This window comes from Streptomyces sp. NPDC002144, from assembly GCF_053593695.1.
In genome coordinates this window covers 164,948-187,962 of record NZ_JBSFDB010000019.1, presented here as the reverse complement: position 1 = coordinate 187,962, position 23,015 = coordinate 164,948, and the positions used below count along the sequence as shown (strand labels likewise).

The window sequence follows — 23,015 nt, the reverse complement described above, 5'->3', positions numbered from 1 at the left end:
TACGCGCTGCTGCCCCCCTTCTGCGGTCCCCCCCAACCTCCTGCGCCCCGCCCGGACCCCGGCGATCTCCCCCGCCCCCCCCCCCCCGCGGGGGGCGCTCCCCCCGCGGGGGAAGCGCCCCTCTCCCGTGCCGGGCGTGGCTACAGGGCCACACCCAGCAGGGCGTCCACGGCGCGCGAGACGACACCGGGGGCCCCGGTGTCCGTACCGCCCTCGGCGTCCTGCCGCGCGGCCCAGCGGTCGACCGCGGCGAGCGCGGCGGGGGCGTCCAGGTCGTTCGCGAGGGCCTCGCGGATCTCCTCGACGAGGGCCTCGGCGGGCGGCCCGTCGGGGCGGGAGACGGCGGCGCGCCACCGGCCGAGCCGGCGCACGGCGTCCTCGAGGACCTGGTCGGTCCACTCCCAGTCGGCCCGGTAGTGGTGGGCGAGCAGCGCGAGCCGTATGGCGGCCGGGTCGACACCGTCCCGGCGCAGCCGGGAGACGAAGACCAGGTTGCCCTTGGACTTGGACATCTTCTCGCCGTCCAGGGCGACCATGCCGGCGTGGACGTACGCCTTGGCCATGGGGAACTCGCCGGTGAGCACCTGGGCGTGGGACGCGCCCATCTCGTGGTGCGGGAAGGCGAGGTCGGAGCCGCCGCCCTGGACGTCGAAGCCCATCCCGAGGTGGTCGAGGGCGATGGCGACGCACTCAATGTGCCAGCCGGGGCGGCCGGGGCCGAGGGAGGCGCCGTCCCAGCTGGGTTCGCCCTCGCGGGCGGCCAGCCACAGCATCGGGTCCAGCGGGTTCTTCTTGCCCGGGCGGTCCGGGTCGCCGCCGCGCTCGGCGGACAGCAGCCGCATGGCGGCCGCGTCGAGGTTCGAGACCTTGCCGAAGTGGGGGTCGGACCCGACGGAGAAGTAGATGTCGCCCTCGAGTTCGTAGGCGGCACCGGCGTCGCGCAGCCGCTCCACCAGCGGGACGATGCCGGGTATGGCCTCGACGGCGCCGATGTAGTGCCGCGGCGGCAGCATCCGCAGGGCGGTCATGTCCTCGCGGAAGAGCGTCGTCTCCTTCTCGGCGAGGGCGACCCAGTCGACGCTGTCCCGCTGCGCGCGCTCCAGCAGCGGGTCGTCGATGTCGGTGACGTTCTGGACGTAGTGAACCTGCCGCTTGGTGTCGAGCCACACGCGCTGCACGAGGTCGAACGCGTTGTAGGTCGCCGCGTGACCCATGTGGGTCGCGTCGTACGGGGTGATGCCGCAGACGTAGATGCGGGCGACGGGACCGGGCTGGAGGGTGACCAGACCGCCGGTCGCGGTGTCGTGGATCCTCAGGTCGCGGCCCTGACCAGGCAGGGCGGGGACCTCGGAAGCGGGCCAGGCATGCATGTCATGAGCCTAACCGGACGGATGTTCCGTATACGAACCGGACGGGCCGGATGGCCGGTAAGGCGGTCTTGCGCCTTACCGGACAGTCTGCTCCTACACGGGCGGCCAGGGAATGGCCGGCCACTCGCCGGAGGGCTCCGGGTGCGTGCCGGTCTCCAGGAGCACGGCGACACGCGCGCGCGTGGCGTCGAGTTCGGCGGCGGTGATCAGGGCGGACAGCCGCCCGGCCAGCGCACCTTGGGCGGTCAGGGCCTCCTGGAGGCCCTTGAGGGCGTCGATCGCCTCCGGGGTCAGGGGCTCGCCCGCCCACCCCCACAGCAGCGTCCTGAGCTTGTTCTCGGTGTTGAATGTCACTCCGTGGTCGATGCCGTAGAGGCGGCCGTCCTCGGTGGGCAGCAGATGGCCGCCCTTGCGGTCGGCGTTGTTGATCACCGCGTCGAGCACCGCGAGCCGGCGCAGCCGCTCGTCGTCTGCGTGCACCAGGAGGGCGGTCTTCCCGTCACCGACCTCGGCGAGGCCGATGGCCTTCCAGCCCGGTTCGGGCTCCTCGGCGTCCACCAGGGCCAGCAGGTCGGCCTCGGGGGTCGCCTCGATCCACAGCTGGACCATCCCCTCGCCGTACGGTCCCTCGCGCAGCACGGTGGGCGGGACCAGGCCCCAGCCGGTCGCCTCGGAGACCTCGTAGGCGGCCACCTCGCGCTGGGCGAGGGTGCCGTCGGGGAAGTCCCACAGGGGCCGCTCGCCGGCCACCGGCTTGTAGACGCAGGTGGCCTCCCGGCCGTCCTGGGTGACCGTGCAGTACAGGGCCGCGTTGGACGCGTCGCGGATCCGGCCGCGCACCGTGAGCTCGCCGTGGGTGAGCAGGTCGGCGAGCGGCTCGTCGGTCGTCACGCTCCGCGGCGGTATCCGTTCTGGCGCGGACATACGTGTCCTTCCGGGTCCAGCGGGAGGCTGCACAGCGGGCACGGCGGCCGCCCGGCGTTGACGACGTCCAGGGCGCGCTTGGCGAAGGCTCTGGCCTGCGCGCCGGTCAGCCGGACCCGCAGCATCGGGGGCCCGTTCTCCTCGTCCTGCAGCAGGCGCTCCTCGGCCTCGGCGAGGTCCTCCTCGGAGTCCGCGTCGAGTTCGACGAGGGCCTGCGCCTCGACGATCATGCGCTGTTCCTCGCCGTCCCAGGCGAGGGCCATGGTGCCGACCCGGAACTCCTCCTCGACGGGGGTGTCCAGCGGTTCGGTGTCGGAGATCTCGGTGGGTGCGACGGCCGGGACGGCCGCGTTGCCGCCACTGCGCCGTACGACTTCGTCGAGCAGTTCGTCCATGCGCTCGGCGAGGGCGGCGACCTGGGTCTTCTCCAGGGCCACGCTGGTCACCCGGGAGCCTGCGGTGGCCTGGAGGAAGAACGTACGGCGTCCGGGCAGCCCGACCGTGCCCGCCACGAAGCGGTCCGGGGGGTCGTAGAGGAACACCTGACGGGACACGTCCTGTCTCCATGGGATCGGTGTGTACGGGGGCGTCTGTATGAGCGCGACTGCGTGAACCGCTTCACCCTACTGCGCGCGACGATCACGGTGCGCCCGCACCGCCCCCCACCGGGGCGTCGTCGGCCGGGGGCTCCTCGGGCGGCGCCAGCGACGCGAGGTCCCCGGTGTCACCGAGCCGCACGAGAAAGGGCCTGAGGCGGGTGTAACGGATCGCGGTGATGGAACACGGTTCTACGGAAATCCTCTGGAAGAGGTCGAGATGAAGTCCGAGTGCGTCCGCCACCAGCGACTTGATGATGTCGCCGTGCGAGCACATCACATAGACGGCGCCGGCGCCGTGGTCGCGCTCCACGCGCGCGTTCCACTCGCGTACGGCCTCGGCGGCGCGGGTCTGCATCGCGCGCATCGACTCGCCGCCGGGGAACGCGGCCGCGCTGGGGTGCGCCTGCACCACCTCCATCAGCGGCTCGTCCTTGAGCTCGGCGAGCTTGCGGCCGGACCAGTCGCCGTAGTGGCACTCCCCGATCCGCTCGTCGGTGTGGACGGTGAGTCCGGGCCGGGCCTCGAGCAGCGGCCGGATCGTCTCCTGGCAGCGCTGCAGCGGGCTGGTGACGACCTCGGAGATCGGCAGGGCGGCGAGCCGGCCGGGCAGCGATGCGGCCTGCGCGGCGCCGCGCTCGTCGAGGGCGACACCGGGCGTCCAGCCGGCGAGCACCCCCTCGGTGTTGGCGGTGGATCGTCCGTGCCGGACCAGGAGAAGCGTGGGCATGCGGCCCAGGGTAGGCATACGCCCGCACGTGGCGGGCGTACGAGGACGGGAGAACACGCTCCGTGATCGTCGACTGCGCCATCTACACCCACGGACAGCGGACGGAGGGCCCGGAGGACCTCTCCGACGCGCTGGCGGACGCACGCGCGGCCGGCGGGTTCGTCTGGATCGGCCTGCACGAGCCGTCGGAGGACGAGTTCGACCTGGTCACCCAGGAGTTCGGACTGCATCCGCTGGCCGTGGAGGACGCCCTGAACGCCCATCAGCGGCCCAAGCTGGAGGTGTACGACGACTCGCTCTTCCTCGTCCTCAAGCCGGTCGTGTACGAGCCGGACAGCGACCGGGTCTCCACCGGTGAGGTCATGGTCTTCCTCGGTGATTCCTTCGTGGTCACCGTCCGCCACGGCGAGGGTGCCCCGCTGAAGGCGGTGCGCAAGCGGCTGGAGAACGAGCCCGAGCTGCTCGGGAAGGGGCCGACCGCGGTGCTGTACGCCGTCTGCGACGCCGTCGTCGACCACTACCTGGAGGTGGGGACCGAGCTGCAGACCGACCTGGAGGAGCTGGAGGCGGAGGTCTTCACCCCGGACGTCGGCGGCTCGCGCAACACCGCGTCGCGGATCTACACCTTCAAGCGGCAGGTGATGGAGTTCCGCCGGGCGACGGGCCCGTTGGCGCTGCCGGTCAACCGGCTGGCGGGGACCGGGCAGTTCGGCGCCACGGTGCCCTTCGTCAACGAGAAGGCGCGGCCGTTCTTCCGTGACGTCGGTGACCATCTCGCGCGTGTGAACGAGACGGTGGAGGGCCTGGACCGGCTGGTCTCGGACGTGCTGTCGGCGCATCTGGCCCAGATCAGCGTCCGGCAGAACGACGACATGCGGAAGATCTCCGCGTGGGCGGCCATGGCCGCGGTCCCCACGATGATCGCGGGCGTCTACGGCATGAACTTCGACCACATGCCCGAGCTGCACTGGGTGTGGTCGTACCCGGCGGTGATCCTGATCATGGCCGCGCTGGAGTGGCTGCTGTACCGGACGTTCAAGAAGCGGGGCTGGCTGTAGCTCAGGCGGACTCGGCGGCGGTGGCCGGTCCGCCGAGGGCGTCGGGGCGCTCGGGCATCCGCAGGCTCACCATGCGCCGCCAGCCCGCGAACCGCTCGTAGGCGTAGACGGCGTGGATGCAGGCGGCGAGCAGCGCCGACTTGGCCCGCGGCCAGCCGAGGAGGCGGCCCATGTGGTCCATGACGGCGAGGCTGACGTCCCGGTAGACGCGGATCTCGGCGAGGGCGCACTCCCGCAGGGTGCGCTGGATGGCCCGGCCGTGACCGGCGTGCGCGAGGCGCAGCAACTCCTCGTGGCAGTAGGCGAGATGGTTGTCCTCGTCGCTGGAGATCATCCTGACCGCGCGGCCGATGTCGGGGTGGTCGGCGAAGTACCGGCGCAGCAGCTCCATCTGCTCGGAGGCGCGCTGCTCGGTGACCCGGCTGTGGGCGAGGTAGGTGACGAGGTCGTGCACCGTGAGGGCCTCGTCGGCCTTGAGCTTCTCGTGGGCGAGACCGATGCCGTGCCGCTCCAGGAGCATCGTGTAGTCGGTCTCGGGCGGCACCGGGACCGCTTCGAGCCCGCGCTTCTTCATCAGGGCGTTGAAGATGCGCCCGTGCTTCTCCTCGTCGGCGCCGTGCCGGGCGATCTTCGGGGCGAGATCGCGTTCGCTCTCCGGTACGAGAGCCGCGATCCGGCCGTTCTCCCAGCCGCCCTGGGACTCCCCGCTGGCCGCGATGGAGCAGAACAGCGCGAAGGACGCGTCGTCGTCGAGGATCTCCTGGAACAGACTCTTGGCCGAAAGCATAGAACGAGTCAAATAGCCCAACAGGGGCATCGCAACAGCTATGGGGGACAACTCCGCCAAAAGAAGGAGCGACAGGGTCACGTCCGGGGCGTAACCGCGTGCGCGACGGCGCGTTGTTCCCCGTGACGGCCGTGGCGGGGAAGACCCCCGAGCCCCCACCACGGCCGTGGAGACCTCAGGCCAGCCCGGCGCGCTCCAGGGCCTCGGTGCCGGCGCGCAGCGAGGCGATGCGCTCCTCGAGGGTGAAGCCGGCAGGGTTGAGGGAGAGGGTGGTGACCCCGGCGGCCGCGTACTCCTTCATGCGGTCGGCGATGCGGTCCACGGAACCCAGCAGCGTCGTCCTGTCGATCAGCTCGTGCGGGATCGCGGCGGCGGCACCCTGCTTGTCGCCGGCCAGGTACTTCTCCTGGACCTCGGCGGCGGCCGCCTCGAAGCCCATGCGCTGGGCGAGCTGGTTGTAGAAGTTCTGCTTGGCGCTGCCCATGCCGCCGACGTACAGCGCGGTGTAGGGGCGGAAGGCGTCGGCGAGCGTGGCCACGTCCTTGTCCTCGCCCAGGGCGAGCGGCAGGGTCGGGTGGACGTCGAACCCGTCCATGGTCTTGCCGGCCTTCTCCCGCCCGGCGCGCAGGTACTTGATGGTCGTCTCCTCCAGGTGCTGCGCGGAGGGGAAGATCAGCAGGGCGCCGTCGGCGATCTCGCCGGTCTGCTCGAGGTTCTTGGGGCCGATCGCGGCGATGTACAGCGGGATGTACTCGCGCTCGGGGTGCACGGTCAGCTTGATCGGCTTGCCCGGGCCGCCGGGCAGCGGCAGGGTCCAGTGCTCGCCCTCGTACGTCAGCCGCTCACGGCTCATGGCCTTGCGCACGATCTCGACGTACTCGCGCGTGCGGGCCAGCGGCTTGTCGAACTTGACGCCGTACCAGCCCTCGGAGACCTGGGGTCCGGAGACGCCGAGACCGAGGCGGAAGCGGCCGCCGGAGAGGGAGTCCAGGGTGGCCGCGGTCATCGCGGTCATCGCGGGCTGCCGGGCCGGGATCTGGAAGATGGCCGAGCCGACGTCGATGCGCTCGGTGTGGGCGGCGACCCAGGTGAGCACGGTGGCCGCGTCGGAGCCGTAGGCCTCGGCGGCCCAGCAGACGGCGTACCCGAGGCGGTCGGCCTCCTGGGCCACCGCGAGGTTGTCCGCGTCCATTCCGGCACCCCAGTAGCCGAGGTTGAGCCCGAGCTGCATGCCGATTCCCCTTACCGATCAGTAACGTCCCTGTGGAGCTGACAGTAGCGTGGCTTGCGCGGGCATGGGATGTCACGTCCCGCACAGTGGCGGCGACGCGGGGTGCCGGACCTGGGAAACTGGTCGTCCACAGGCCCCCACACGGCCAGTTCAGGCCAGTAATGTCGGCGTTCATGGAGCAGAGGCATCTCGGCCGTACCGGCCTTCGCGTGTCCCGCATCGGACTCGGCACGCTCACCTGGGGCAGGGACACCGACGAGCACGACGCCGCGGACCTCTTGAAGACCTTCTGGGAGGCGGGCGGCAGTCTCGTCGACACGGCGGACGTGTACGGCGACGGAGAGGCCGAGTATCTGCTCGGGCGCCTGATAGAAGGGCTGGTGCCGCGCCGGGACCTGGTGATCTCCACCAAGGCGGGCAGCGTGCCGGACCCGGACCGCCGCGTCGACGGCTCCCGCGGCCATCTGCTCTCGGCCCTCGACGCCTCGCTGGCCCGCCTGGGCACGGACTACGTCGACGTGTGGCACGTCCACGCCTTCGACCCGTACACCCCGCTCGACGAGACCCTGCAGGCCCTCGACCTGGCGGTGAGCAGCGGGCGCGCCCGCTATGCCGGGGTCTCCAACTTCTGCGGCTGGCAGCTGGCCAAGGCGGCGACGTGGCAGCTGGCGGCGCCGGGCGGGCGGACGCGGCTGGCGAGCACGCAGATGGAGTACTCGCTGCTGCAGCGGGGCGTGGAGCGCGAGGTCCTGCCGGCCGCGCTGGACCTGGGCATCGGTCTGCTTCCGTCCTCCCCGCTGGGCCGGGGGGTGCTGACCGGCAAGTACCGGGGCGACGCCACCCCCGCCGACTCCCGCGGCGCCTCCGAGCACCTGGCCCCCTTCGTGGAGCCGTACCTCGACGACACGGCGAGCCGGATCGTGGACGCCGTCCAGACGGCGGCGGACGGGCTCGCCGTGACGCCCCTCCAGGTGGCCCTCGCCTGGATCCGCGACCGGCCGGGAGTGACCGCGCCCGTCATCGGTCCGCGCAACGCGCAGCAGCTCACGGCGGCATTGTCAGTGGAGGCCCTTAGTCTTCCTGACGAGATCTGCCGGGCGCTCGACGATGTGTCGGCGCCCGTGCACCGCTATCCCGATCACGACTGGAGCACGCTGTGAGCACGGAGCCCGAGACCACGGAGGAGAACGAGCCGGGGACACCGGGCGGCACACGGAAGGACGGCACGCCCGAGACACCGGCGGACGGCACGCCCGGGGCCCCGGCGGACGGCACACCCGGGACCCCCGCGGAGCCGGGTGACACCGGGGCGGCGGCCGACGGCACCACCGAGGAGGCTGCTGGGGAGGGCAGCAGCACCCAGTTGTCCGAGGCCGAGGCCGAGTTGGCGGCTCAGGAGATCGAGCGGGAGCGGATCGAGCGGCGGAAGGCGGAGAAGAAGGGGCCCATCGAGAGCGGGGCCAAGCTGAGCGGCAAGGCCGCCGATCTGCTGGCCGCCGTGCGGGCCGTCGAGAGCGGCGCCAAGCCGGTGGCCACCGCCTTCACCGAGCCCACCCCCGCCCCGCGCAGGCCCGCGCCGGAACCGGTACGGCGCCCGCAGCCGACGCCGGAGGCCGCCGCGCCGTCGGTCCCCGCGGCGGAGAACGTCGAGGCGGTACGGGGCGTGCTGGCCGCCGGTGGCGCTCCCGAGGCGCTCGCGGCACAGGTCGCCGCCGCCCTCGGCGAGGCAGCGGACGAGCGGCTGCGGGCGGATCCCTGGCTGCTCCTGCGGGTCGGCGGGGTACGGCCCGAGCAGGCCGACGGTTTCGCGCGGGCGCTGCTGGGCGCGGACGCCGGGCCGGACGACGAGCGGCGGGGCCGGGCGCTGACGGGGTGGCTGCTGGAACAGGCGGCCCTCGCCGGACACACGGCGCTGGAGATGCCCGCGCTGACCGCCGCGCTGGCCCAGCGGAGCGTGCCGGACGCCGACGCCGCCGTACAGAGCGCCGTCGCGGAGGGCGAGGCGCTGGTCTTCCAGGACGCCCTGGACCCGCACGCGCCGGAGCCGGCGGACGACGGTGAGGGCGAGGAACGGCCGGTCCGTGTCCTCGTCGGTCTGGAGCGCCTGGCCCTCGCCGAGGAGAGCCTCGCGGACGGTCTGGCCCGACTGGTCAACTCCGTGCCGAAGGAGGACGGTTCGGCCGAGGAGTGGGAGGGCGCGGCGGCCTCGGCGAAGGGCTCCACCGCCGAGCTGATCCGCGCGGTCGCCGCCCACGGCCTGGTCCTGCACACCGGCGGCGAGGCGTCCCTCGCCGAACCGGCGGCGCTGCTGCGCACGGCCACCGCGCTCGGGCTCCGCGCCTGGGCGGCGGCCCACACCCCCACCGGCCGGGACCGCTTCGTCCGGTTGTGCGACGCCGCGGAAGGTCCCGACGCGTCGGCCCCCGGGGGCGCCGGCTCTCCGCAGGCCGCACCGGTCGCCACCGTCGCTGGCCTCCTCTCCGGGACCGAAGGCCCCGGCCGGGATGCCGACGGCGCGCTCGACCTGGACCTCCTCGTGGTGCTCGACGCACCTCAGCTGGACGTCGAGACCGCCGCCCTGCTCGTCGAGTCACTGCCGGACGGTGCGCGGCTGGTGCTGTCCGGGGATCCGGCGGTGCTGTGGTCGGCCGGGCCCGGGAGGGTGTTCGCGGATCTGCTGGCCGCGCGGGTCTGCACGCAGGTCGCCTCACGGACCCCGGACCCGGGCCCCCTCGGCGAGCTGGTCTCCGGCATCGGCGTCGGGGAGCTCAACCAGGTCGAGGCGCCCGGCAAGGAGGTCGTGATCGTGCCGGTGCGGGACGCCGGCGAGGCCGTGCACCGCACCGTCCAGCTGGTCGCCGACTCGGTGCCGCGCGCGATCGGCGTCCCGGCCGAGCAGACCCAGGTGATCACGCCGGGCCACGGTGGCGCGGCCGGTACCCGCGCCCTGAACACCGCGCTCAAGGAACGCCTCAACCCCGGCCCCGGCCGGTTCGGCGGCTTCGACCCCGGCGACCGCGTCGCCTACTCCCCCACCCCCGGACGTACTCTGCCGGGCCGGGTCGTCAAGGCCGACGCGGACGGCCTGCACCTGTCCTGCGCGGGCGCTCCCGTCGTCGTACCGAAGGAGCGCGTGGAGCAGTCGGTGCGCCATGGCTGGGCGCTGACCGCGCACCAGGCGGTGGGCACGCGCTGGCCGGCGGTGGTCGTGGTCCTTCCCGGGGACGCGACCCAAGCCCTGAACCGACCGTGGGTCTACACGGCGTTCGGCCGGGCGGACCGCCATCTCTCCGTGGTCCACGGCGCGGAACAGGCACTGGCCAGGGCGGTCTCCGAGATCCCGCCCAAACCGCGGACGACCCGCCTGCCCGTCCTCGTGGCGACCCAGCTGCCGACGTCCGGCTGACCGAGCCGCCTGCCCGCGCTCGAACGACGCCCGCGCGCATACGACGGCGGCGGTCACGGCATCATCCGTGACCGCCGCCGTCGCGGGGAGCCTCAGCGATCGATGTCCAGCGGCTCCAGGTCCTCGTCCCCGTCGAGTTCGCCGTCCAGCTCGCTCTCCAGGTCCTCCTCGAGATCGTCGTCGATTTCGTCGTCGAACACCGCGCTGACGTCGAACCGGCAGATCACGCTCTGCGGATCGGCCCCCTCGAACGGCGCCTCCAGCCACTCCCCCGCCTCGGCGGGATCCTCCGCGGCCGTCACCCACAGCGTGGAGTCGCCCTCCTCCAGCCCGAACTCCTTGTGCCGCGAGGCGATCTCGTCCGGCTCGAACTCACCGAAGAGCACCCCCAGCGCCCCCGGCACCGTGCCGGAGACCTGCGTACTGTCCTCGTCCGCCGCCTCCACCCGTTGCGCCTGGGCCAGCAGCCGCTGCGGCTCCACCACGGTGTAGTCGCGACGGATCAGCACGCTCAGTGCGTTCGGCTCCTCCGGCCCCGTGTACGGCGGCAGGGAGTCCTCTCCGCCGGGGATCTCGAAGGGGGTCACCTCGTCGTAACGGTCGTAGAGCAGCTCGTCGTACGCCTCGGCGGCCGCCGCCAGCTGGTTGAACGCCTCGTAGACGGCCGGGTCGTCCTCACCCGACCTGCGTTCGACCGCCGCCAGGTGACGGTCGAGCGCGGTCTTGACCGCCTCGGCGGCGGCGCGTACCTCGGCAGCGGTGGGCTGCGCAGCATCAGACATAGTGCAGACGCTATCCGTACCGGGCCCCAGCCCGCACAATAGATGCGATGCCGGAATACGAATTTGTCGACGTGTACGTACCTCGCGGGGTCTCCCGCAAGGAAGCCACACGCCTGCTGACGGACCATGCCGAGTACGGACACTGGGAGTTGGACCGCCTCAGCCTGATGCGCGACGGCAGCCGCAGGGTGCGGCTGCGCCGGCGGATCATCCGCCAGGTACGAGCCACGTGGTGAGCTGAGACGGCGACGGAGACGGCGGACACGGAGCGGGCCCCACCGAGGCGGGGCCCGCTCCGTGACGCGTTCACGCGGAGCTACGCCCTCGCGCGGGCCTTGCGGTAGAGGACCGCGCCGCCGAGCAGCGCGCCCGCGCCCACCGGGAGCACGACGCCCAGCGGCAGGTCACTGCCGGTGTGGGCGAGCTGTGCGCCGCCCAGGGGGCTGCTGACCGACCCGGCGCCCTGGGTGCCCGGGTGATTGACGTGCGAGAAGCCGCCGGGACCCGTGCCGCCCGGCGCGGACGGCGTGCCCGGGGCACCGGGGTGCGCGGGCTGCGTCGGACCGCCGGGGTGACCCGGAGTGCCGGGGCCGCCGGGGTGACCCGGAGTGCCGGGACCGCCAGGCGTACCGGGCGGCGTCTCGTGGCCGCCCCCGGGAGGCGTGCCGTGACCGCCGCCGTGGAAGCCGCCGTTGGCGCAGTCGTCGCCGGTCGCGGAGTTGCCGACGCCGACGACGTCGACCGTGTTGCCGCACACGTTCACCGGCACGTCGATCGGCGCCTGGACGTGGTTGCCCGAGCCGATGCCGGGAGAGCCGCCGGTGTGCCCGCCGGCGTGCGAGCCCGTACCGCCACCGTGGCCCCCGGGACCGCCGTATCCGCCGTGACCGTCGTGGTCGCCGTAGCTCCCCGAACCGCCGTATCCGCCGTGGCTGCCGTATCCGCCGTGATCGCCGGACGGCGCGCCGCTGCCTCCGCCGTGGTTGACGCACGTGTTGCCCACCGCCGGGTTGAGTACCCCGACGACGTTGACCGTGTTGCCGCACACATTGACCGGCGCGTGCACCGGCGCCTGCACCGTGTTGCCCGACAGCACGCCGGGCGAGTCCGCGCTCGAGCCGCTCGCCCCCGAGTCGGCATGGGCGTAACCGCCCGCGGCGGCGAGGACGCCGGTCGCGGCCGCCACGGTCATCAGGCCCTTGCGGGTGACCTGTCGCATTGCTGAATTGCCCCCTGCCTTCGATCCTGACCTGGTTTTCGATCCTGACCTGGTTCTCGCGGATCTCGATCACGCGAAAAGGCCGGTCGGCCCCGGGGCGCATGGCACGCACTCCGGAGCCGACGGCGTGAACAAACGACCCCTTGGGGGCCGACGTCAGTGGTTGACGCAGGTGTTGCCGAAGGCGGGGTTCAGCAGCCCGATCACGGAGACCGTGTTGCCGCAGACGTTCACCGGGATGTGCACCGGAACCTGAACGACGTTGCCGGACGCGACACCCGGGGAGTGCACCGCGGCACCCTGAGCGCCGGCGTCGGCGACGGCCAGGCCCGCACCCGCGAGAACCAGACCACCAGTGGCAGCCGCAGCAGCGACGACCTTCTTGATCATTATTCCTCCTTGTTGGCAATGCGATCCCAAGTAGCGGATCGCATCACCTGTAACGAGGAGGGAGTAATGGAGCTACGAGCTTATGAGCGCATTCACTCTTCTCAGTCAGTTCCGTACAGGCTGGCGATTACCGAAGTCACGACGCGTCGATGAAACGGTCGAGAACGCGCACGCCGAACTTCAGGCCGTCCACCGGGACCCGCTCGTCGACGCCGTGGAACATGCCGGCGAAGTCCAGCTCCGGGGGCAGCTTGAGCGGCGCGAAGCCGAAGCCGCGGATGCCGAGGTCGTCGAAGGACTTGGCGTCCGTGCCGCCGGAGAGCATGTACGGGATCGCCTTGGCGGTCGGGTCCTCGGCCAGCAGCGAGGACTGCATGGCCTCGACCAGGGCGCCGTCGAAGGAGGTCTCCAGGGCCTTGTCGGAGTGCACGTCCTCACGGCGCACCTTGGGGCCGAGGATCCGGTCCAGGTCGGCGAGGAACTCCTCCTCGTGCCCCGGCAGGAAGCGCCCGTCGACGTGCGCGGTGGCCTCGCCCGGGATGACGTTGACCTTGTAACCGGCGCCCAGCTGGGTGGGGTTGGCGGTGTTGCCGAGAGTCGCCCCGATGAGCTTGGCGATGCCGCCGAGCCGGGCCAGCGTCGACTCCATGTCCTCGGGGTCCAGCTCGGTGCCGAGCGCGTCGCCGAGTTCGTCGAGGAAGGCGCGGGTGGTCTTGGTGACCCGGACCGGGAAGGTGTGCCGGCCGAGGCGCGCGACGGCCTCCGAGAGCTCCGTGATCGCGTTGTCGCGGTGGATCATCGAGCCGTGGCCCGCCGTCCCGGCCACCGTCAGCTTCATCCAGTGCATGCCCTTCTCGGCCGTCTGGATCAGATAGAGCCGCCGCTGCTCGCTCACCGTGAACGAGAACCCGCCGACCTCGCTGATCGCCTCGGTGACGCCCTCGAAGAGGTCCGGGTGGTTGTCGACGAGGTACCGGGCGCCGTACGTGCCGCCGGCCTCCTCGTCGGCGAGGAACGCCAGCACGATGTCCCGTGGGGGCCTGCGGCCGCTCCTGAGCCGGTCGCGCACGACGGCGAGGGTCATGGCGTCCATGTCCTTCATGTCGACGGCCCCGCGCCCCCACACGCACCCGTCGGTGACCTCGCCGGAGAAGGGGTGGTGGGTCCAGTCGTCGGCGTTGGCCGGTACGACGTCCAGGTGGCCGTGGATCAGCAGCGCGGGCCGGGACGGGTCCTCGCCCTCGATGCGGGCCACGGTCGAGGCGCGGCCCGGGTGCGATTCGAAGATCCGCGGTTCCAGGCCGACCTCGGCGAGCTTCTCGGCGGTCCACTCGGCGGCCTTGCGCTCGCCGGGCCCCGAGTGGTCGCCGTAGTTGCTGGTGTCGATCCGGATCAGCTCGCGGCAGAGGTCCACGACCTCGTCCTCGCCGGTGACGGTCCTGGTCGTGTCCGTGTCGCTCACGCTGCTTCCTCCCGCTGTCACTGCTGGTGGTTCCCCTCATCCTCCCTCCGACCCCGGCCGCGCCCCAAGGCCGGGCCCGGCCCGTCACACGCCGTTCACGCCGGGGCGGGGGCGCGACGGGGGGTGATCGGGGCACCCTCGGGAGCCTGGTAATGTTTCCTTCGTCGCGGCGGGGGAAACCCCGTGCGACAGACACCTTGTCCGGGTGGCGGAATGGCAGACGCGCTAGCTTGAGGTGCTAGTGCCCTTTATCGGGCGTGGGGGTTCAAGTCCCCCCTCGGACACCATCAGCGGACACTCCGGTGCTGGCCGATATTCGGTCGGCACCGTTCGTGTTTTGGCCGGGTGCCGTGCATGTCCCCTGTCGCGTCGGGTGCCACATGCGCCCCGTGAGCCTCTCCTCACCCAGGGTGTGGGACATCTCTCTCCGCCCTGAAGATCACCAGGTCAGAGGGGGTCTCCAGGGCTTCGACGATGCCCCGAACGGCCCCTCCGGGTGGCTGATCAGATGGCATGAACCTAGCGTCGTACTAAGATTTCCGGTTTGTTACGGAGCTGGAGGAGGACAACCCCAGGCAGACCTGCGGGCCCGCCAGCGCCCCGGAGGCTTCCGGGATCGAGACGCGAGGACCCGATGGCAGCCATACACGAGAGCAGTGCTCTCGGCCTGCTCGACGAAGAGCTCAGCGCTGAGATCCACCAGCAGTTCGGCGACACCGCACGTTTTTCGGGAGGTCAGGCGGCCTCCCCCCGCACGCTTGTCGACATCTTCGACGCGTCCGTGCGCTCGTACCCGGACGAACTCGCCCTGGACGACGGCTCCGTCCAGCTCACCTACCGGGAACTGGCCGGCGAGGTGGAGCGGCTGCGGCGCGAGCTCGGCGCGGCCGGTGTCGGACTCGGTGACCGCGTGGGCGTCCGCGTGCCGTCCGGCACCAACGATCTGTACGTGGCGATCCTCGCGGTCCTGGCCGCGGGAGCCGCCTACGTCCCCGTGGACGCCGAGGATCCCGACGAGCGGGCCGAGTTGGTGTTCGGGGAGGCCGAGGTGCGGGCCGTCGTCGGGGCCGCGCACGAGCTGACCGTCAACGGGCGCGGTGACGTGCCCGCCGCCCGCCCGGGCGGCGGGCACGACGCGTGGATCATCTTCACCTCCGGCTCGACCGGCAAACCCAAGGGCGTCGCCGTCAGTCACCGCAGCGCCGCCGCGTTCGTGGACGCCGAGGCCGCGCTGTTCCTCGCCGAAGACCCGATCGGTCCCGGTGACCGGGTCATGGCGGGCCTGTCGGTCGCCTTCGACGCGTCCTGCGAGGAGATGTGGCTGGCCTGGCGCTACGGCGCCTGTCTGGTGCCGGTCCCGCGCTCGCAGGTCCGCAGCGGCGCCGACCTGGGCCCGTGGCTGGTCGAGCAGGAGATCACCGTGGTCTCCACCGTGCCGACGCTCGCCGCGCTCTGGGAGCCGGAGACCCTCAACGACGTTCGTCTGCTGATCTTCGGCGGCGAGGCCTGCCCGCCCGAGCTGGTGCAGCGGCTGGTCACGGAGGGGCGCGAGGTCTGGAACACCTACGGGCCGACCGAGGCGACCGTCGTGGCCTGCGCCTCGCTGATGAGCGGCGAGGAGCCGATCCGCATCGGCCTGCCGCTGGACGGCTACGAGCTGGCCGTCGTCGACGAGGCCGGGGAGCCCGTTCCGATGGGCGAGAGCGGTCAGCTGGTGATCGGCGGGGTCGGTCTCGCCCGGTACCTGGACGCCGAGAAGGACGCGGAGAAGTACGCGCCCCTCGAATCACTGGGCTGGGAGCGGGCGTACCGCAGCGGTGACCTCGTGAAGGCCGAGCCGGAGGGGCTGGTCTTCCTCGGCCGTGCCGACGAGCAGATCAAGCTCGGCGGCCGGCGGATCGAGCTCGGCGAGGTGGACGCCGCGCTGCAGGCGCTGCCCGGGGTGGCCGGAGCGGCCGCCGCCGTGCGCACCGCCCGCAGCGGCAACCAGCTCCTGGTCGGCTATGTCGTCACCCAGGACGGCTGGGACCACGCGGCCGCGGTGGAGAAGCTGCGCGCCGAGCTGCCCGCCGCGCTCGTGCCGTTGATCGCCCCCGTCGAGGACCTGCCGACCCGCACGTCCGGCAAGGTCGACCGCAACGCGCTGCCCTGGCCGCTGGAGGGTCTGGAGACCGGTGGTCCGGCCGAGCAGCTCTACGGCACCGAGGCGTGGCTGGCCGAGCAGTGGGCGGAGGTCCTCGGCATTCCGGTCTCAAGCGCCCGCGACGACTTCTTCGCGATCGGCGGCAGCAGCCTGGCCGCCGCCCAGCTGACGACGAGGCTGCGCACCCGTTACCCGAGCGCGGCCGTCCTCGACATCTACCAGCAGCCCACACTGCGCAAGCTGGCCCGCCATCTGGAGGCATCGGCGCAGGACGACGGCGCCCGGCGCACGATCGCCCCGGTGCCGGTCCGCGCCAAGGTCGTCCAGCTGCTGCTCCTGGTCCCGCTGTTCACGCTGCTCGGTCTGCGCTGGACGATCGTGCTGGCCGCGCTCGGCAATCTGCTGCCCGCCTGGTCCTGGCTGCCGACGGCACCCTGGTGGCTGCTCGCCCTCGGCGGCATCGCGCTGTTCAGTCCGCCCGGACGGCTCGCGATCGCCGCGGGCGGCGCCCGGCTGCTGCTGCGGGGCGTCGAGCCCGGCCGGTACGCGCGCGGTGGCGGCGTCCATCTGCGGCTGTGGACCGCCGAGCGGCTGGCCGAGTTCAGCGGGGCGACCACGCTGACCGGTTCCTGGCTGGAGCGGTACGCCCGCGCGCTGGGCGCCAAGATCGGCCAGGACGTCGACCTGCACTCGCTGCCGCCCGTCACCGGCATGCTCAAGCTGGGCCGGGGCGCCGCCGTGGAGTCCGAGGTGGACCTCTCCGGCTGGTGGCTGGACGGCGACCGGCTGGAGATCGGGCAGGTCAAGGTCGGCGCGCACGCCACCGTCGGCACCCGCAGCATGCTCTTCCCGGGCGCCCGCGTCGGCAAGCGCGCCGAGGTGGCCCCCGGTTCCGCGGTGAACGGGCAGATCCCGACCGGCCAGCGCTGGGCGGGCGCGCCCGCGGTCAAGCTGGGCAAGGCCAAGCGGAACTGGCCCAAGGAGCGTCCGCAACGCGGCACGTACTGGCGGGTGATGTACGGCCTGACGGGCCTCGTGCTCTCCGCGCTGCCGCTGATCGCGGGCGGGGCCGCCTTCCTCGTGGCGTACGCCCTCATCGATCCGGCCGCGCCCGTGCGCGGTGCCGCGCTCGCCCTCGTCCCGGCGACGCTGGCGTTCGGAGCGGCGTACGCGCTGCTGATCCTCGTCGGCGTGCGGCTGCTGAGCCTGGGCCTGGGGGAGGGGACGTATCCGACGCACAGCCGGACCGGCTGGCAGGCCTGGACGGTCACGCAGCTGATGGACCGCTCGCGCGAGACGCTGTTCCCGCTGTACGCCGGGCTGGTCACACCGGTGTGGCTGCGGCTGCTCGGGATGCGGATCGGGCGGGGCGCGGAGGTGTCCACCGTGCTGGCGCTGCCGAGCCTGACGACGGTCGGCGAGGGCGCGTTCCTGGCCGACGACACGTTGACCGCGCCGTACGAGCTCGGCGGCGGCTGGATGCGGATCGGGCGCGCGGAGATCGGGCGTCGGGCGTTCCTGGGGAACTCCGGGATGACCGCGCCGGGGCGCAGCGTGCCGGACGGCGGGCTGGTGGGCGTGCTGTCCGCCACCCCGAAGAAGGCGAAGAAGGGCAGCTCCTACCTGGGCCTGCCGCCGGTGAAGCTGCCGCGGAACGCCGAGAGCGGCGACCAGAGCCGGACGTACGACCCGCCGGCCCGGCTGCTGTGGGCGCGCGGTCTGGTGGAGCTGTGCCGGATCGTGCCGGTGTTCTGCTCGGCCGCGATCGCGGGCGGCACGGCGGCCCTGCTGTGCCTGCTCGGGCCGTGGGCCGCGCTGCTGTCGGGTGCCGTGCTGCTCGGGGCCGGTGCGGTGGCCGCGCTGGTGTCGATCGTCGCGAAGTGGCTGCTCGTGGGCCGGCACCACACCGGGGAGCACCCGCTGTGGAGCGGTTACGTGTGGCGCAACGAGCTCGCCGACACCTTCGTCGAGGTCGTGGCGGTGCCCTGGCTGGCCGGTTCCGTGCCGGGTACGCCGGTGATGACCGCGTGGCTGCGCGGGCTCGGCGCCCGGATCGGCAAGGGCGTCTGGGTCGAGAGCTACTGGCTGCCGGAGACCGACCTGGTGACCCTCGAGGACGCGGCGACCGTGAACCGGGGCTGCGTCCTGCAGACCCACCTCTTCCACGACCGGATCTTGCGGACGGATACTGTTGTTCTCCGTGAGGGCGCCACGCTGGGCCCTGGCGGGATCGTGCTGCCCGGCAGCACGATCGGGGCCCGCACCACCCTGGGTCCCGCGTCGCTCGTCATGGCCGCGGAGTCCGTCCCCGACGACACCCGCTGGCTCGGCAACCCGATCGAGGCATGGCGTCCCTGAACGCGGGCCACTCGGAACCGGTGAGCGGGGCACCGGCGGGAGCGAGTGGTTCGACGGCGCAGGGAGCAGAAGCGGCAGTGGCAGTTCAGCAGTCGGGTGGTTCGGACCCGTACTTTCCGGAACACGGTGATGCCCGTTACCGCGTGCACCGGTACGAGCTCACGCTGGACTACCGTCCTGGTCCCAACCGGCTGGCGGGCAGCGCCCGGATCAGCGCCATAGCGGGTCGCTCGCCGCTCGCCGAGTTCACCCTCAACCTGGCCGACTTCAAGATCGGCCGGGTCAAGGTGGACGGCCGCCCGGCGCACTACACGCATCGCGGCGGCCGGCTGCGGGTCCGTCCCGCCAAGCCGGTCCGCCCGGGTGCCGCCTTCCCGGTCGAGGTGCACTGGTCGGGCAACCCCAAGCCGGTCGCCAGCCCCTGGGGCGGGCTCGGCTGGGAGGAGCTGGAGGACGGGGCGCTGGTGGCGAGCCAGCCGATCGGGGCGCCGTCCTGGTACCCGTGCAACGACCGGCCCGCCGACAAGGCCTCGTACCAGATCTCGGTCACCACTCCGTCCGCGTACGCGGTGGTAGCGGGCGGCAGGCTGCTGACCCGTACCACCAAGGCGTCCACCACGACCTGGGTGTACGAGCAGGCCGCGCCGACCTCCAGCTATCTCGTCGGTCTGGCGATCGGCAAGTACCAGACGGTGCTCCTTGGCGACCCGGGGCCCGGCGGGGTGCCCCAGCACGGGCACATCCCGGCGCATCTGCTGCCGGAGTTCTCACGGGACTTCGCGCGGCAGCCGCAGATGATGGACCTGTTCCAGGAGCTGTTCGGGCCCTACCCGTTCGACGAGTACGCGGTCGTGGTGACCGAGGAGGAACTCGATGTGCCCGTGGAGGCACAGGGGTTGTCGCTGTTCGGCGCCAACCACGTGGACGGGGCCCGGGGTTGGGAGCGGCTGGTGGCGCACGAGCTGGCGCACCAGTGGTTCGGCAACAGCGTGTCCATCGCGGACTGGCGGCACATCTGGCTGAACGAGGGCTTCGCCAAGTACGCGGAGTGGCTGTGGTCGGAGCGGTCCGGCGGGCGCAGCGCGCAGCAACTGGCGGCTGCCGCGCACCGGTTGCTGTCCTCGCAGCCGCAGGATCTCCGGCTGGCCGATCCGGGACGCAAGTCGATGTTCGACGACCGGCTCTACGAGCGCGGCGGGCTGGTCCTGCACGCGGTGCGCTGCGCGATGGGCGACGAGGCCTTCTTCCGTATGCTGCGCGGCTGGGCGGGACTGCACCGGGGCGGGGCGGTGACGACCACGACGTTCACGGCCCATGCGAACCGCTACGCGGACGAGCCGCTGGACGGCCTCTTCGACGCCTGGGTGCACGGCACCCGGCTGCCCGCGCTGCCGGCCCAGATCCCGGCGCGCCCCACGCACCCGCCGACCAACGCCGAGTCGGCGTAGGCGGGCGGGCCGGGCAGAATGGCCCCCATGTCCCGACGTCCCTCGCCTTCCTGTCCGTGCGGTCTCGCGGAGACGTACGAGAAGTGCTGTGGCCGCTTCCACCGGGGTGAGGCGGCCGCACCCACCGCCGAGGCGCTGATGCGTTCGCGCTACAGCGCCTTCGTCCAGCGCGACGAGCCCTACCTGCTGCGCACCTGGCATCCGCGGACCCGTCCCGCCCGGGTCGGCTTCGACCCCGGGATGCGCTGGACGGGCCTGGAGATCCTGGACACCGCCGACGGCTCGGCCTTCCACGCCACCGGCACGGTGACCTTCCGCGCGTCCTTCAGGGGCGGTGCGCTGCACGAACGGAGCCGCTTCGAGCGGGTCGAGGGGGCGTGGGTGTACGTGGACGGGGAGTTCCTCGAGGACTAGAGCGCGCCGAGTTCCCCGTAGAGGCGGACACAGGTGTCGGTTCCGCGGTGCAGGCTGCTGAGGGCGAAGCGTTCGTCGGGGGCGTGGATGTTGTCGTCGGGGAGGCCGAAGCCCAGGAGGAGTGCCCGGGTGCCGGTGGTGGCGAGGTCGCCGACGAAGGGGATGGAGCCGCCCGAGGGCAGCAGGAGGGGCGGCCGGCCGAAGACGGGGGCCGCGGCCCGGCGTGCGGCGGCGACCGCGGGGTCGCGGAGGTCCAGCTGGTACGGCCCGCAGGAGGACAGCGGTGTCAGCCGCACGCTGACCCCGCGCGGGACGCCCTGTGCCAGATGGGCGCGCAGGGCCCGGAACACGGTGGCCGGCTGCTGACCGGGCACCAGACGGACGCCGAGTTCGGCGCCTGCCCGGCGCGGGACTGCGGCACGGGCCGCGGCGTGCAGGGCGGTGACGACCACGGCCGGGCGGACGGTGGCCCGCTCGAAGGCGGAGTAGCCGGGTTCGCCGTGTCCGTACCGGAGTCCTGCCGGGGCGAGGAACCGTCGGTCCGTCGGTCCGTCGCGGGCGAGCCGGGCGCGGGTGTCCGGGTGCGGGGGACGTACGTCGTCGTAGAAGCCCTCGACGGCGACACGGCCGTCGGGCCGGTGCAGGCTCGCCACCAACGCGCACAGCACCTGGGCGGGTTCGGCCACCGCGCCCCCGTAGGCACCGGCGTGCAGGTCGGTGGCGGGGCCGGTGACGTCGAGGCGGACGGCGAGTGAGCCGCGCAGGCCCGTGACGAGGACGGGGGTGTGCGCGTCCCGCATCCGGGTGTCGGAGACGACGGCAAGATCGGCGCGCAGGAAGGCGGGACGGCGGAGCAGGTGGTGCCTCAGTGCCGGGCTGCCGATCTCCTCCTCGCCGTCGAGGACGATCCGCAGGTTGACGGGCGGGCCGCCGGTCGCCAGCCAGGCCCCGATCGCGGCGAGTTGCGCGACGAGCTGCCCCTTGTCGTCGCTGGACCCGCGGCCGTGGACGTACCCGTCGTGGACCGTGGGGCGGAAGGGCTGCGTGGCCCAGGCCGATCGCGGTCCGGCGGGCTGGACGTCGTAGTGACCGTAGACGAGCACCACGGGTGCGCCGGGTCGCCGCATCCACTCGCCGGTGATGTACGGGGCGGCGCGCCCCGGCCGCACGGTGACGGCGTCCAGTCCGATGCGGCGCAGGTGCGCGGCGAGCAGCGCGGCACAGGCACGCAGATCGGCGCGGTGGGCCGGGTCGGCGCTGACGGTGGGGTGGCGGATCAGGTCGCACAGGAGGGAGAGGGCCCGGGCGCGACGGGCGCGGGCATGGCGGAGGGCGGCGGTCGTACGGGCTCCGCTCGTACGACCGCCCCCGAGGGTCGGGCTCCCGCCGGGAACGTGGCCCGCGACGGCGGGCCGAGCCGTTCCCCCGGGCGCTGTCCGCACGCGGTCGGCGCCGGGCTCATCCCTTCGGGTCACACACGTGCCCCGTTGAGCGGTGCGGTGACTCGGCCCCGTGTCCCGCCGGCCGGACCCGTGCCGCGGACCACCGGTGGCGCCGGTGGCCGTGGGCGGGTGACGCGTTGGGCGCCCGCGACCGGGGCGGCGGAGCGGTCCCAGGGCATGCCCCGGCGGTCCTCCTGGCGGACGGCGACGCCGAGCGACTGGGCACTGGTGAGCCATTCCTCCGCGCTTTCGGCGATCTCCAGCAGGAGCGTCTCGAACTTGGCGCGCTGGGTCTGCAGCAGATGCGGCTGGGCCAGCCAGCGCAGGACCTCGCGGCCGGCGATGCCCATGCGCTGGCGCGGCGAGGTGACCAGGCGCTCGCCGAAGTACTGGGCGAGCACGATCTCCACGACGTCCCAGGCGGTGTCGGCGCCGTACAGGCGCCGGATGTCGTCCGAGCCCAGGATGCGGTAGGCCTCATCGAGGAGTTGCATGACCTCGACGCGGAGCACGTTGACATGGCCGTACGAGGTGAACTTCAGGTTGTTGCGCAGGTCCAGGCCGGCCCGGCGGACCACGGCGATGCTGCCGAAGCTCGGGTCGTAGGCCCGCTCGCGCACCACGTCCGCGATCCGCTTGTCGCGGTGGAAGAGCGCGACCTGGTTGACGAAGTGCTCGAAGAGGCCGTGGAAGTCGCCGTTGGCGCGGGAGCCGGAGGGGACGGGCGCCCTGCCGTAGCCGAACGCACGGCGGTAGGCGGCCAGTCGGTCCCGGCGCGTGTAGCGCAGCACCTCTCGGCGGTCGAACTGGTAGAGGGCGTACGCGCCCGCACCGCTGGACAGGTACACGGCGCCCGCGCGGAACAGCTCCTGGAGCTTCTGCACGGCGCGGAACACGCCGATCATCTCGTGCTGGTAGATGTAGTAGAGGTCGGCCATCGCCACGAGCCGCTCCGACGACACCGTCTCGTCGTACGGTTCGATCGCCTGCGGCAGCCGGGTCTTGCCGAGCGCGTCGGCGGCCTGGTCGCCGATGCCGACCAGTTGGGCGAGGCCCTTGTCCGGCGGCGGCTTCTGCTCCAGGTCCGCCTTGACCGCGGACTGCAGCAGGTCGTCGATCTGCTTCGTCAGCACGTCCGCGAGCTGCGGATCGGCGACGAGCTGCGCGGACAGCCGGTCGGTGACGGTCTCCCGGAGGGCCGCGATGCGGTCGAGGAAGGCCTGGTAGTCCTGTTCGTTCGCCATGGGTCTCCTCC

The 23,015-nt window shown here is 72.6% G+C and carries 19 protein-coding genes and 1 tRNA gene; 8 read left to right on the top strand and 12 right to left on the bottom strand.

Annotated features, from left to right (window positions below; all coding sequences use genetic code 11):
* Nucleotides 1-140: 140 nt before the first annotated feature.
* The 4 genes from mshC to ACWCQ1_RS27600 all read right to left on the bottom strand — a co-directional run bounded on the left by mshC (nucleotide 141) and on the right by ACWCQ1_RS27600 (nucleotide 3,620).
* Nucleotides 141-1,370 (bottom strand): cysteine--1-D-myo-inosityl 2-amino-2-deoxy-alpha-D-glucopyranoside ligase, encoded by a 1,230-nt coding sequence (mshC, locus tag ACWCQ1_RS27615; protein WP_133047157.1) that lies wholly within the window; start codon nucleotides 1,368-1,370, stop codon nucleotides 141-143.
* Between the two features lie 93 nt (nucleotides 1,371-1,463).
* Complete coding sequence (locus ACWCQ1_RS27610; protein WP_207929922.1) at nucleotides 1,464-2,294, bottom strand: SCO1664 family protein; 831 nt, start codon at nucleotides 2,292-2,294, stop codon at nucleotides 1,464-1,466.
* Nucleotides 2,258-2,848 (bottom strand): DUF3090 domain-containing protein, encoded by a 591-nt coding sequence (locus ACWCQ1_RS27605; RefSeq protein ID WP_133047159.1) that lies wholly within the window; start codon nucleotides 2,846-2,848, stop codon nucleotides 2,258-2,260. The genes ACWCQ1_RS27610 and ACWCQ1_RS27605 overlap by 37 nt, the downstream gene beginning before the upstream one ends.
* 85 nt (nucleotides 2,849-2,933) lie before the next feature.
* A complete protein-coding gene (locus ACWCQ1_RS27600) occupies nucleotides 2,934-3,620 on the bottom strand; it encodes a histidine phosphatase family protein (protein ID WP_358602010.1) in 687 nt (228 codons plus the stop codon).
* A 62-nt stretch (nucleotides 3,621-3,682) separates the two neighbouring features.
* On the opposite strand from ACWCQ1_RS27600, the gene corA reads away from it, so the two are divergent.
* Nucleotides 3,683-4,678, top strand: a complete 996-nt coding sequence (corA, locus tag ACWCQ1_RS27595) for a magnesium/cobalt transporter CorA (protein ID WP_133047161.1) — start codon at nucleotides 3,683-3,685, stop codon at nucleotides 4,676-4,678.
* Between the two features lies 1 nt (nucleotide 4,679).
* On the opposite strand, the gene ACWCQ1_RS27590 is transcribed toward corA, so the two are convergent.
* Nucleotides 4,680-5,465: a ferritin-like domain-containing protein gene (locus ACWCQ1_RS27590; RefSeq protein WP_451027604.1), complete on the bottom strand. Its 786-nt coding sequence runs from the start codon at nucleotides 5,463-5,465 to the stop codon at nucleotides 4,680-4,682.
* A gap of 175 nt (nucleotides 5,466-5,640) precedes the next feature.
* Nucleotides 5,641-6,696: an LLM class F420-dependent oxidoreductase gene (locus ACWCQ1_RS27585; RefSeq protein WP_133047163.1), complete on the bottom strand. Its 1,056-nt coding sequence runs from the start codon at nucleotides 6,694-6,696 to the stop codon at nucleotides 5,641-5,643.
* A 173-nt stretch (nucleotides 6,697-6,869) separates the two neighbouring features.
* Here ACWCQ1_RS27585 and ACWCQ1_RS27580 point away from each other — a divergent pair, with 173 nt between their 5' ends.
* Nucleotides 6,870-7,856, top strand: a complete 987-nt coding sequence (locus ACWCQ1_RS27580; RefSeq protein ID WP_451027603.1) for an aldo/keto reductase — start codon at nucleotides 6,870-6,872, stop codon at nucleotides 7,854-7,856.
* On the top strand, nucleotides 7,853-10,102 hold the full coding sequence (locus ACWCQ1_RS27575; protein ID WP_358602003.1) for a helix-hairpin-helix domain-containing protein: 2,250 nt from the start codon (nucleotides 7,853-7,855) through the stop codon (nucleotides 10,100-10,102). Before ACWCQ1_RS27580 ends, ACWCQ1_RS27575 begins: the two co-directional genes overlap by 4 nt.
* Before the next feature lie 92 nt (nucleotides 10,103-10,194).
* Here the strand turns inward: ACWCQ1_RS27575 and ACWCQ1_RS27570 are convergent, their stop codons facing one another.
* Nucleotides 10,195-10,884, bottom strand: coding sequence for a hypothetical protein (locus ACWCQ1_RS27570; RefSeq protein ID WP_133047166.1), 690 nt, complete (start codon nucleotides 10,882-10,884; stop codon nucleotides 10,195-10,197).
* A gap of 47 nt (nucleotides 10,885-10,931) precedes the next feature.
* Here ACWCQ1_RS27570 and ACWCQ1_RS27565 point away from each other — a divergent pair, with 47 nt between their 5' ends.
* Complete coding sequence (locus tag ACWCQ1_RS27565) at nucleotides 10,932-11,120, top strand: DUF5703 family protein (protein ID WP_046732800.1); 189 nt, start codon at nucleotides 10,932-10,934, stop codon at nucleotides 11,118-11,120.
* Nucleotides 11,121-11,200: 80 nt separating this feature from the next.
* Here ACWCQ1_RS27565 and ACWCQ1_RS27560 read toward each other — a convergent pair whose 3' ends face one another.
* From ACWCQ1_RS27560 to ACWCQ1_RS27550, 3 genes are all read right to left on the bottom strand, one after another.
* Nucleotides 11,201-12,103: a chaplin gene (locus tag ACWCQ1_RS27560; protein ID WP_451027602.1), complete on the bottom strand. Its 903-nt coding sequence runs from the start codon at nucleotides 12,101-12,103 to the stop codon at nucleotides 11,201-11,203.
* 156 nt (nucleotides 12,104-12,259) lie between these two features.
* The gene (chpH, locus tag ACWCQ1_RS27555; RefSeq protein WP_133047168.1) at nucleotides 12,260-12,493 is read right to left on the bottom strand and encodes a chaplin ChpH; all 234 of its coding nucleotides are present in this window, start codon (nucleotides 12,491-12,493) and stop codon (nucleotides 12,260-12,262) included.
* A 136-nt stretch (nucleotides 12,494-12,629) separates the two neighbouring features.
* The gene (locus tag ACWCQ1_RS27550; protein WP_358601996.1) at nucleotides 12,630-13,955 is read right to left on the bottom strand and encodes a M20/M25/M40 family metallo-hydrolase; all 1,326 of its coding nucleotides are present in this window, start codon (nucleotides 13,953-13,955) and stop codon (nucleotides 12,630-12,632) included.
* A 199-nt stretch (nucleotides 13,956-14,154) separates the two neighbouring features.
* Between ACWCQ1_RS27550 and ACWCQ1_RS27545 the strand changes: the two genes are divergently transcribed.
* From ACWCQ1_RS27545 to ACWCQ1_RS27530, 4 genes are all read left to right on the top strand, one after another.
* Nucleotides 14,155-14,242: transfer RNA gene (locus tag ACWCQ1_RS27545), tRNA-Leu, on the top strand.
* Between the two features lie 347 nt (nucleotides 14,243-14,589).
* Nucleotides 14,590-18,456 carry a Pls/PosA family non-ribosomal peptide synthetase gene (locus tag ACWCQ1_RS27540; RefSeq protein ID WP_451027601.1) on the top strand — a complete coding sequence of 1,289 codons (3,867 nt, stop codon included), beginning with the start codon at nucleotides 14,590-14,592 and terminating at the stop codon, nucleotides 18,454-18,456.
* A 77-nt stretch (nucleotides 18,457-18,533) separates the two neighbouring features.
* Nucleotides 18,534-19,904, top strand: coding sequence for a M1 family metallopeptidase (locus ACWCQ1_RS27535; protein WP_133047171.1), 1,371 nt, complete (start codon nucleotides 18,534-18,536; stop codon nucleotides 19,902-19,904).
* Nucleotides 19,905-19,931: 27 nt separating this feature from the next.
* Nucleotides 19,932-20,318 carry a YchJ family metal-binding protein gene (locus ACWCQ1_RS27530; RefSeq protein WP_133047172.1) on the top strand — a complete coding sequence of 129 codons (387 nt, stop codon included), beginning with the start codon at nucleotides 19,932-19,934 and terminating at the stop codon, nucleotides 20,316-20,318.
* Here the strand turns inward: ACWCQ1_RS27530 and ACWCQ1_RS27525 are convergent.
* Nucleotides 20,315-21,793 (bottom strand): M20/M25/M40 family metallo-hydrolase, encoded by a 1,479-nt coding sequence (locus ACWCQ1_RS27525; protein WP_358601988.1) that lies wholly within the window; start codon nucleotides 21,791-21,793, stop codon nucleotides 20,315-20,317. The two genes, ACWCQ1_RS27530 and ACWCQ1_RS27525, sit on opposite strands and share 4 nt — an antisense overlap.
* Nucleotides 21,790-23,004, bottom strand: coding sequence for a hypothetical protein (locus ACWCQ1_RS27520; RefSeq protein WP_208779344.1), 1,215 nt, complete (start codon nucleotides 23,002-23,004; stop codon nucleotides 21,790-21,792). Before ACWCQ1_RS27520 ends, ACWCQ1_RS27525 begins: the two co-directional genes overlap by 4 nt.
* Between the last annotated feature and the right edge of the window lie 11 nt (nucleotides 23,005-23,015).

What these genes read in the sequence shown, in the direction of transcription:
- mshC (WP_133047157.1), bottom strand. Translation starts at nt 1,370, where the DNA reads ATGCATGCCTGGCCCGCTTCCGAGGTCCCCGCCCTGCCTGGTCAGGGC.
- ACWCQ1_RS27610 (WP_207929922.1), bottom strand. Translation starts at nt 2,294, where the DNA reads ATGTCCGCGCCAGAACGGATACCGCCGCGGAGCGTGACGACCGACGAG.
- ACWCQ1_RS27600 (WP_358602010.1), bottom strand. Translation starts at nt 3,620, where the DNA reads ATGCCCACGCTTCTCCTGGTCCGGCACGGACGATCCACCGCCAACACC.
- ACWCQ1_RS27590 (WP_451027604.1), bottom strand. Translation starts at nt 5,465, where the DNA reads ATGCTTTCGGCCAAGAGTCTGTTCCAGGAGATCCTCGACGACGACGCG.
- ACWCQ1_RS27585 (WP_133047163.1), bottom strand. Translation starts at nt 6,696, where the DNA reads ATGCAGCTCGGGCTCAACCTCGGCTACTGGGGTGCCGGAATGGACGCG.
- ACWCQ1_RS27580 (WP_451027603.1), top strand. Translation starts at nt 6,870, where the DNA reads ATGGAGCAGAGGCATCTCGGCCGTACCGGCCTTCGCGTGTCCCGCATC.
- ACWCQ1_RS27570 (WP_133047166.1), bottom strand. Translation starts at nt 10,884, where the DNA reads ATGTCTGATGCTGCGCAGCCCACCGCTGCCGAGGTACGCGCCGCCGCC.
- ACWCQ1_RS27565 (WP_046732800.1), top strand. Translation starts at nt 10,932, where the DNA reads ATGCCGGAATACGAATTTGTCGACGTGTACGTACCTCGCGGGGTCTCC.
- ACWCQ1_RS27560 (WP_451027602.1), bottom strand. Translation starts at nt 12,103, where the DNA reads ATGCGACAGGTCACCCGCAAGGGCCTGATGACCGTGGCGGCCGCGACC.
- chpH (WP_133047168.1), bottom strand. Translation starts at nt 12,493, where the DNA reads ATGATCAAGAAGGTCGTCGCTGCTGCGGCTGCCACTGGTGGTCTGGTT.
- ACWCQ1_RS27540 (WP_451027601.1), top strand. Translation starts at nt 14,590, where the DNA reads ATGGCAGCCATACACGAGAGCAGTGCTCTCGGCCTGCTCGACGAAGAG.
- ACWCQ1_RS27530 (WP_133047172.1), top strand. Translation starts at nt 19,932, where the DNA reads ATGTCCCGACGTCCCTCGCCTTCCTGTCCGTGCGGTCTCGCGGAGACG.
- ACWCQ1_RS27520 (WP_208779344.1), bottom strand. Translation starts at nt 23,004, where the DNA reads ATGGCGAACGAACAGGACTACCAGGCCTTCCTCGACCGCATCGCGGCC.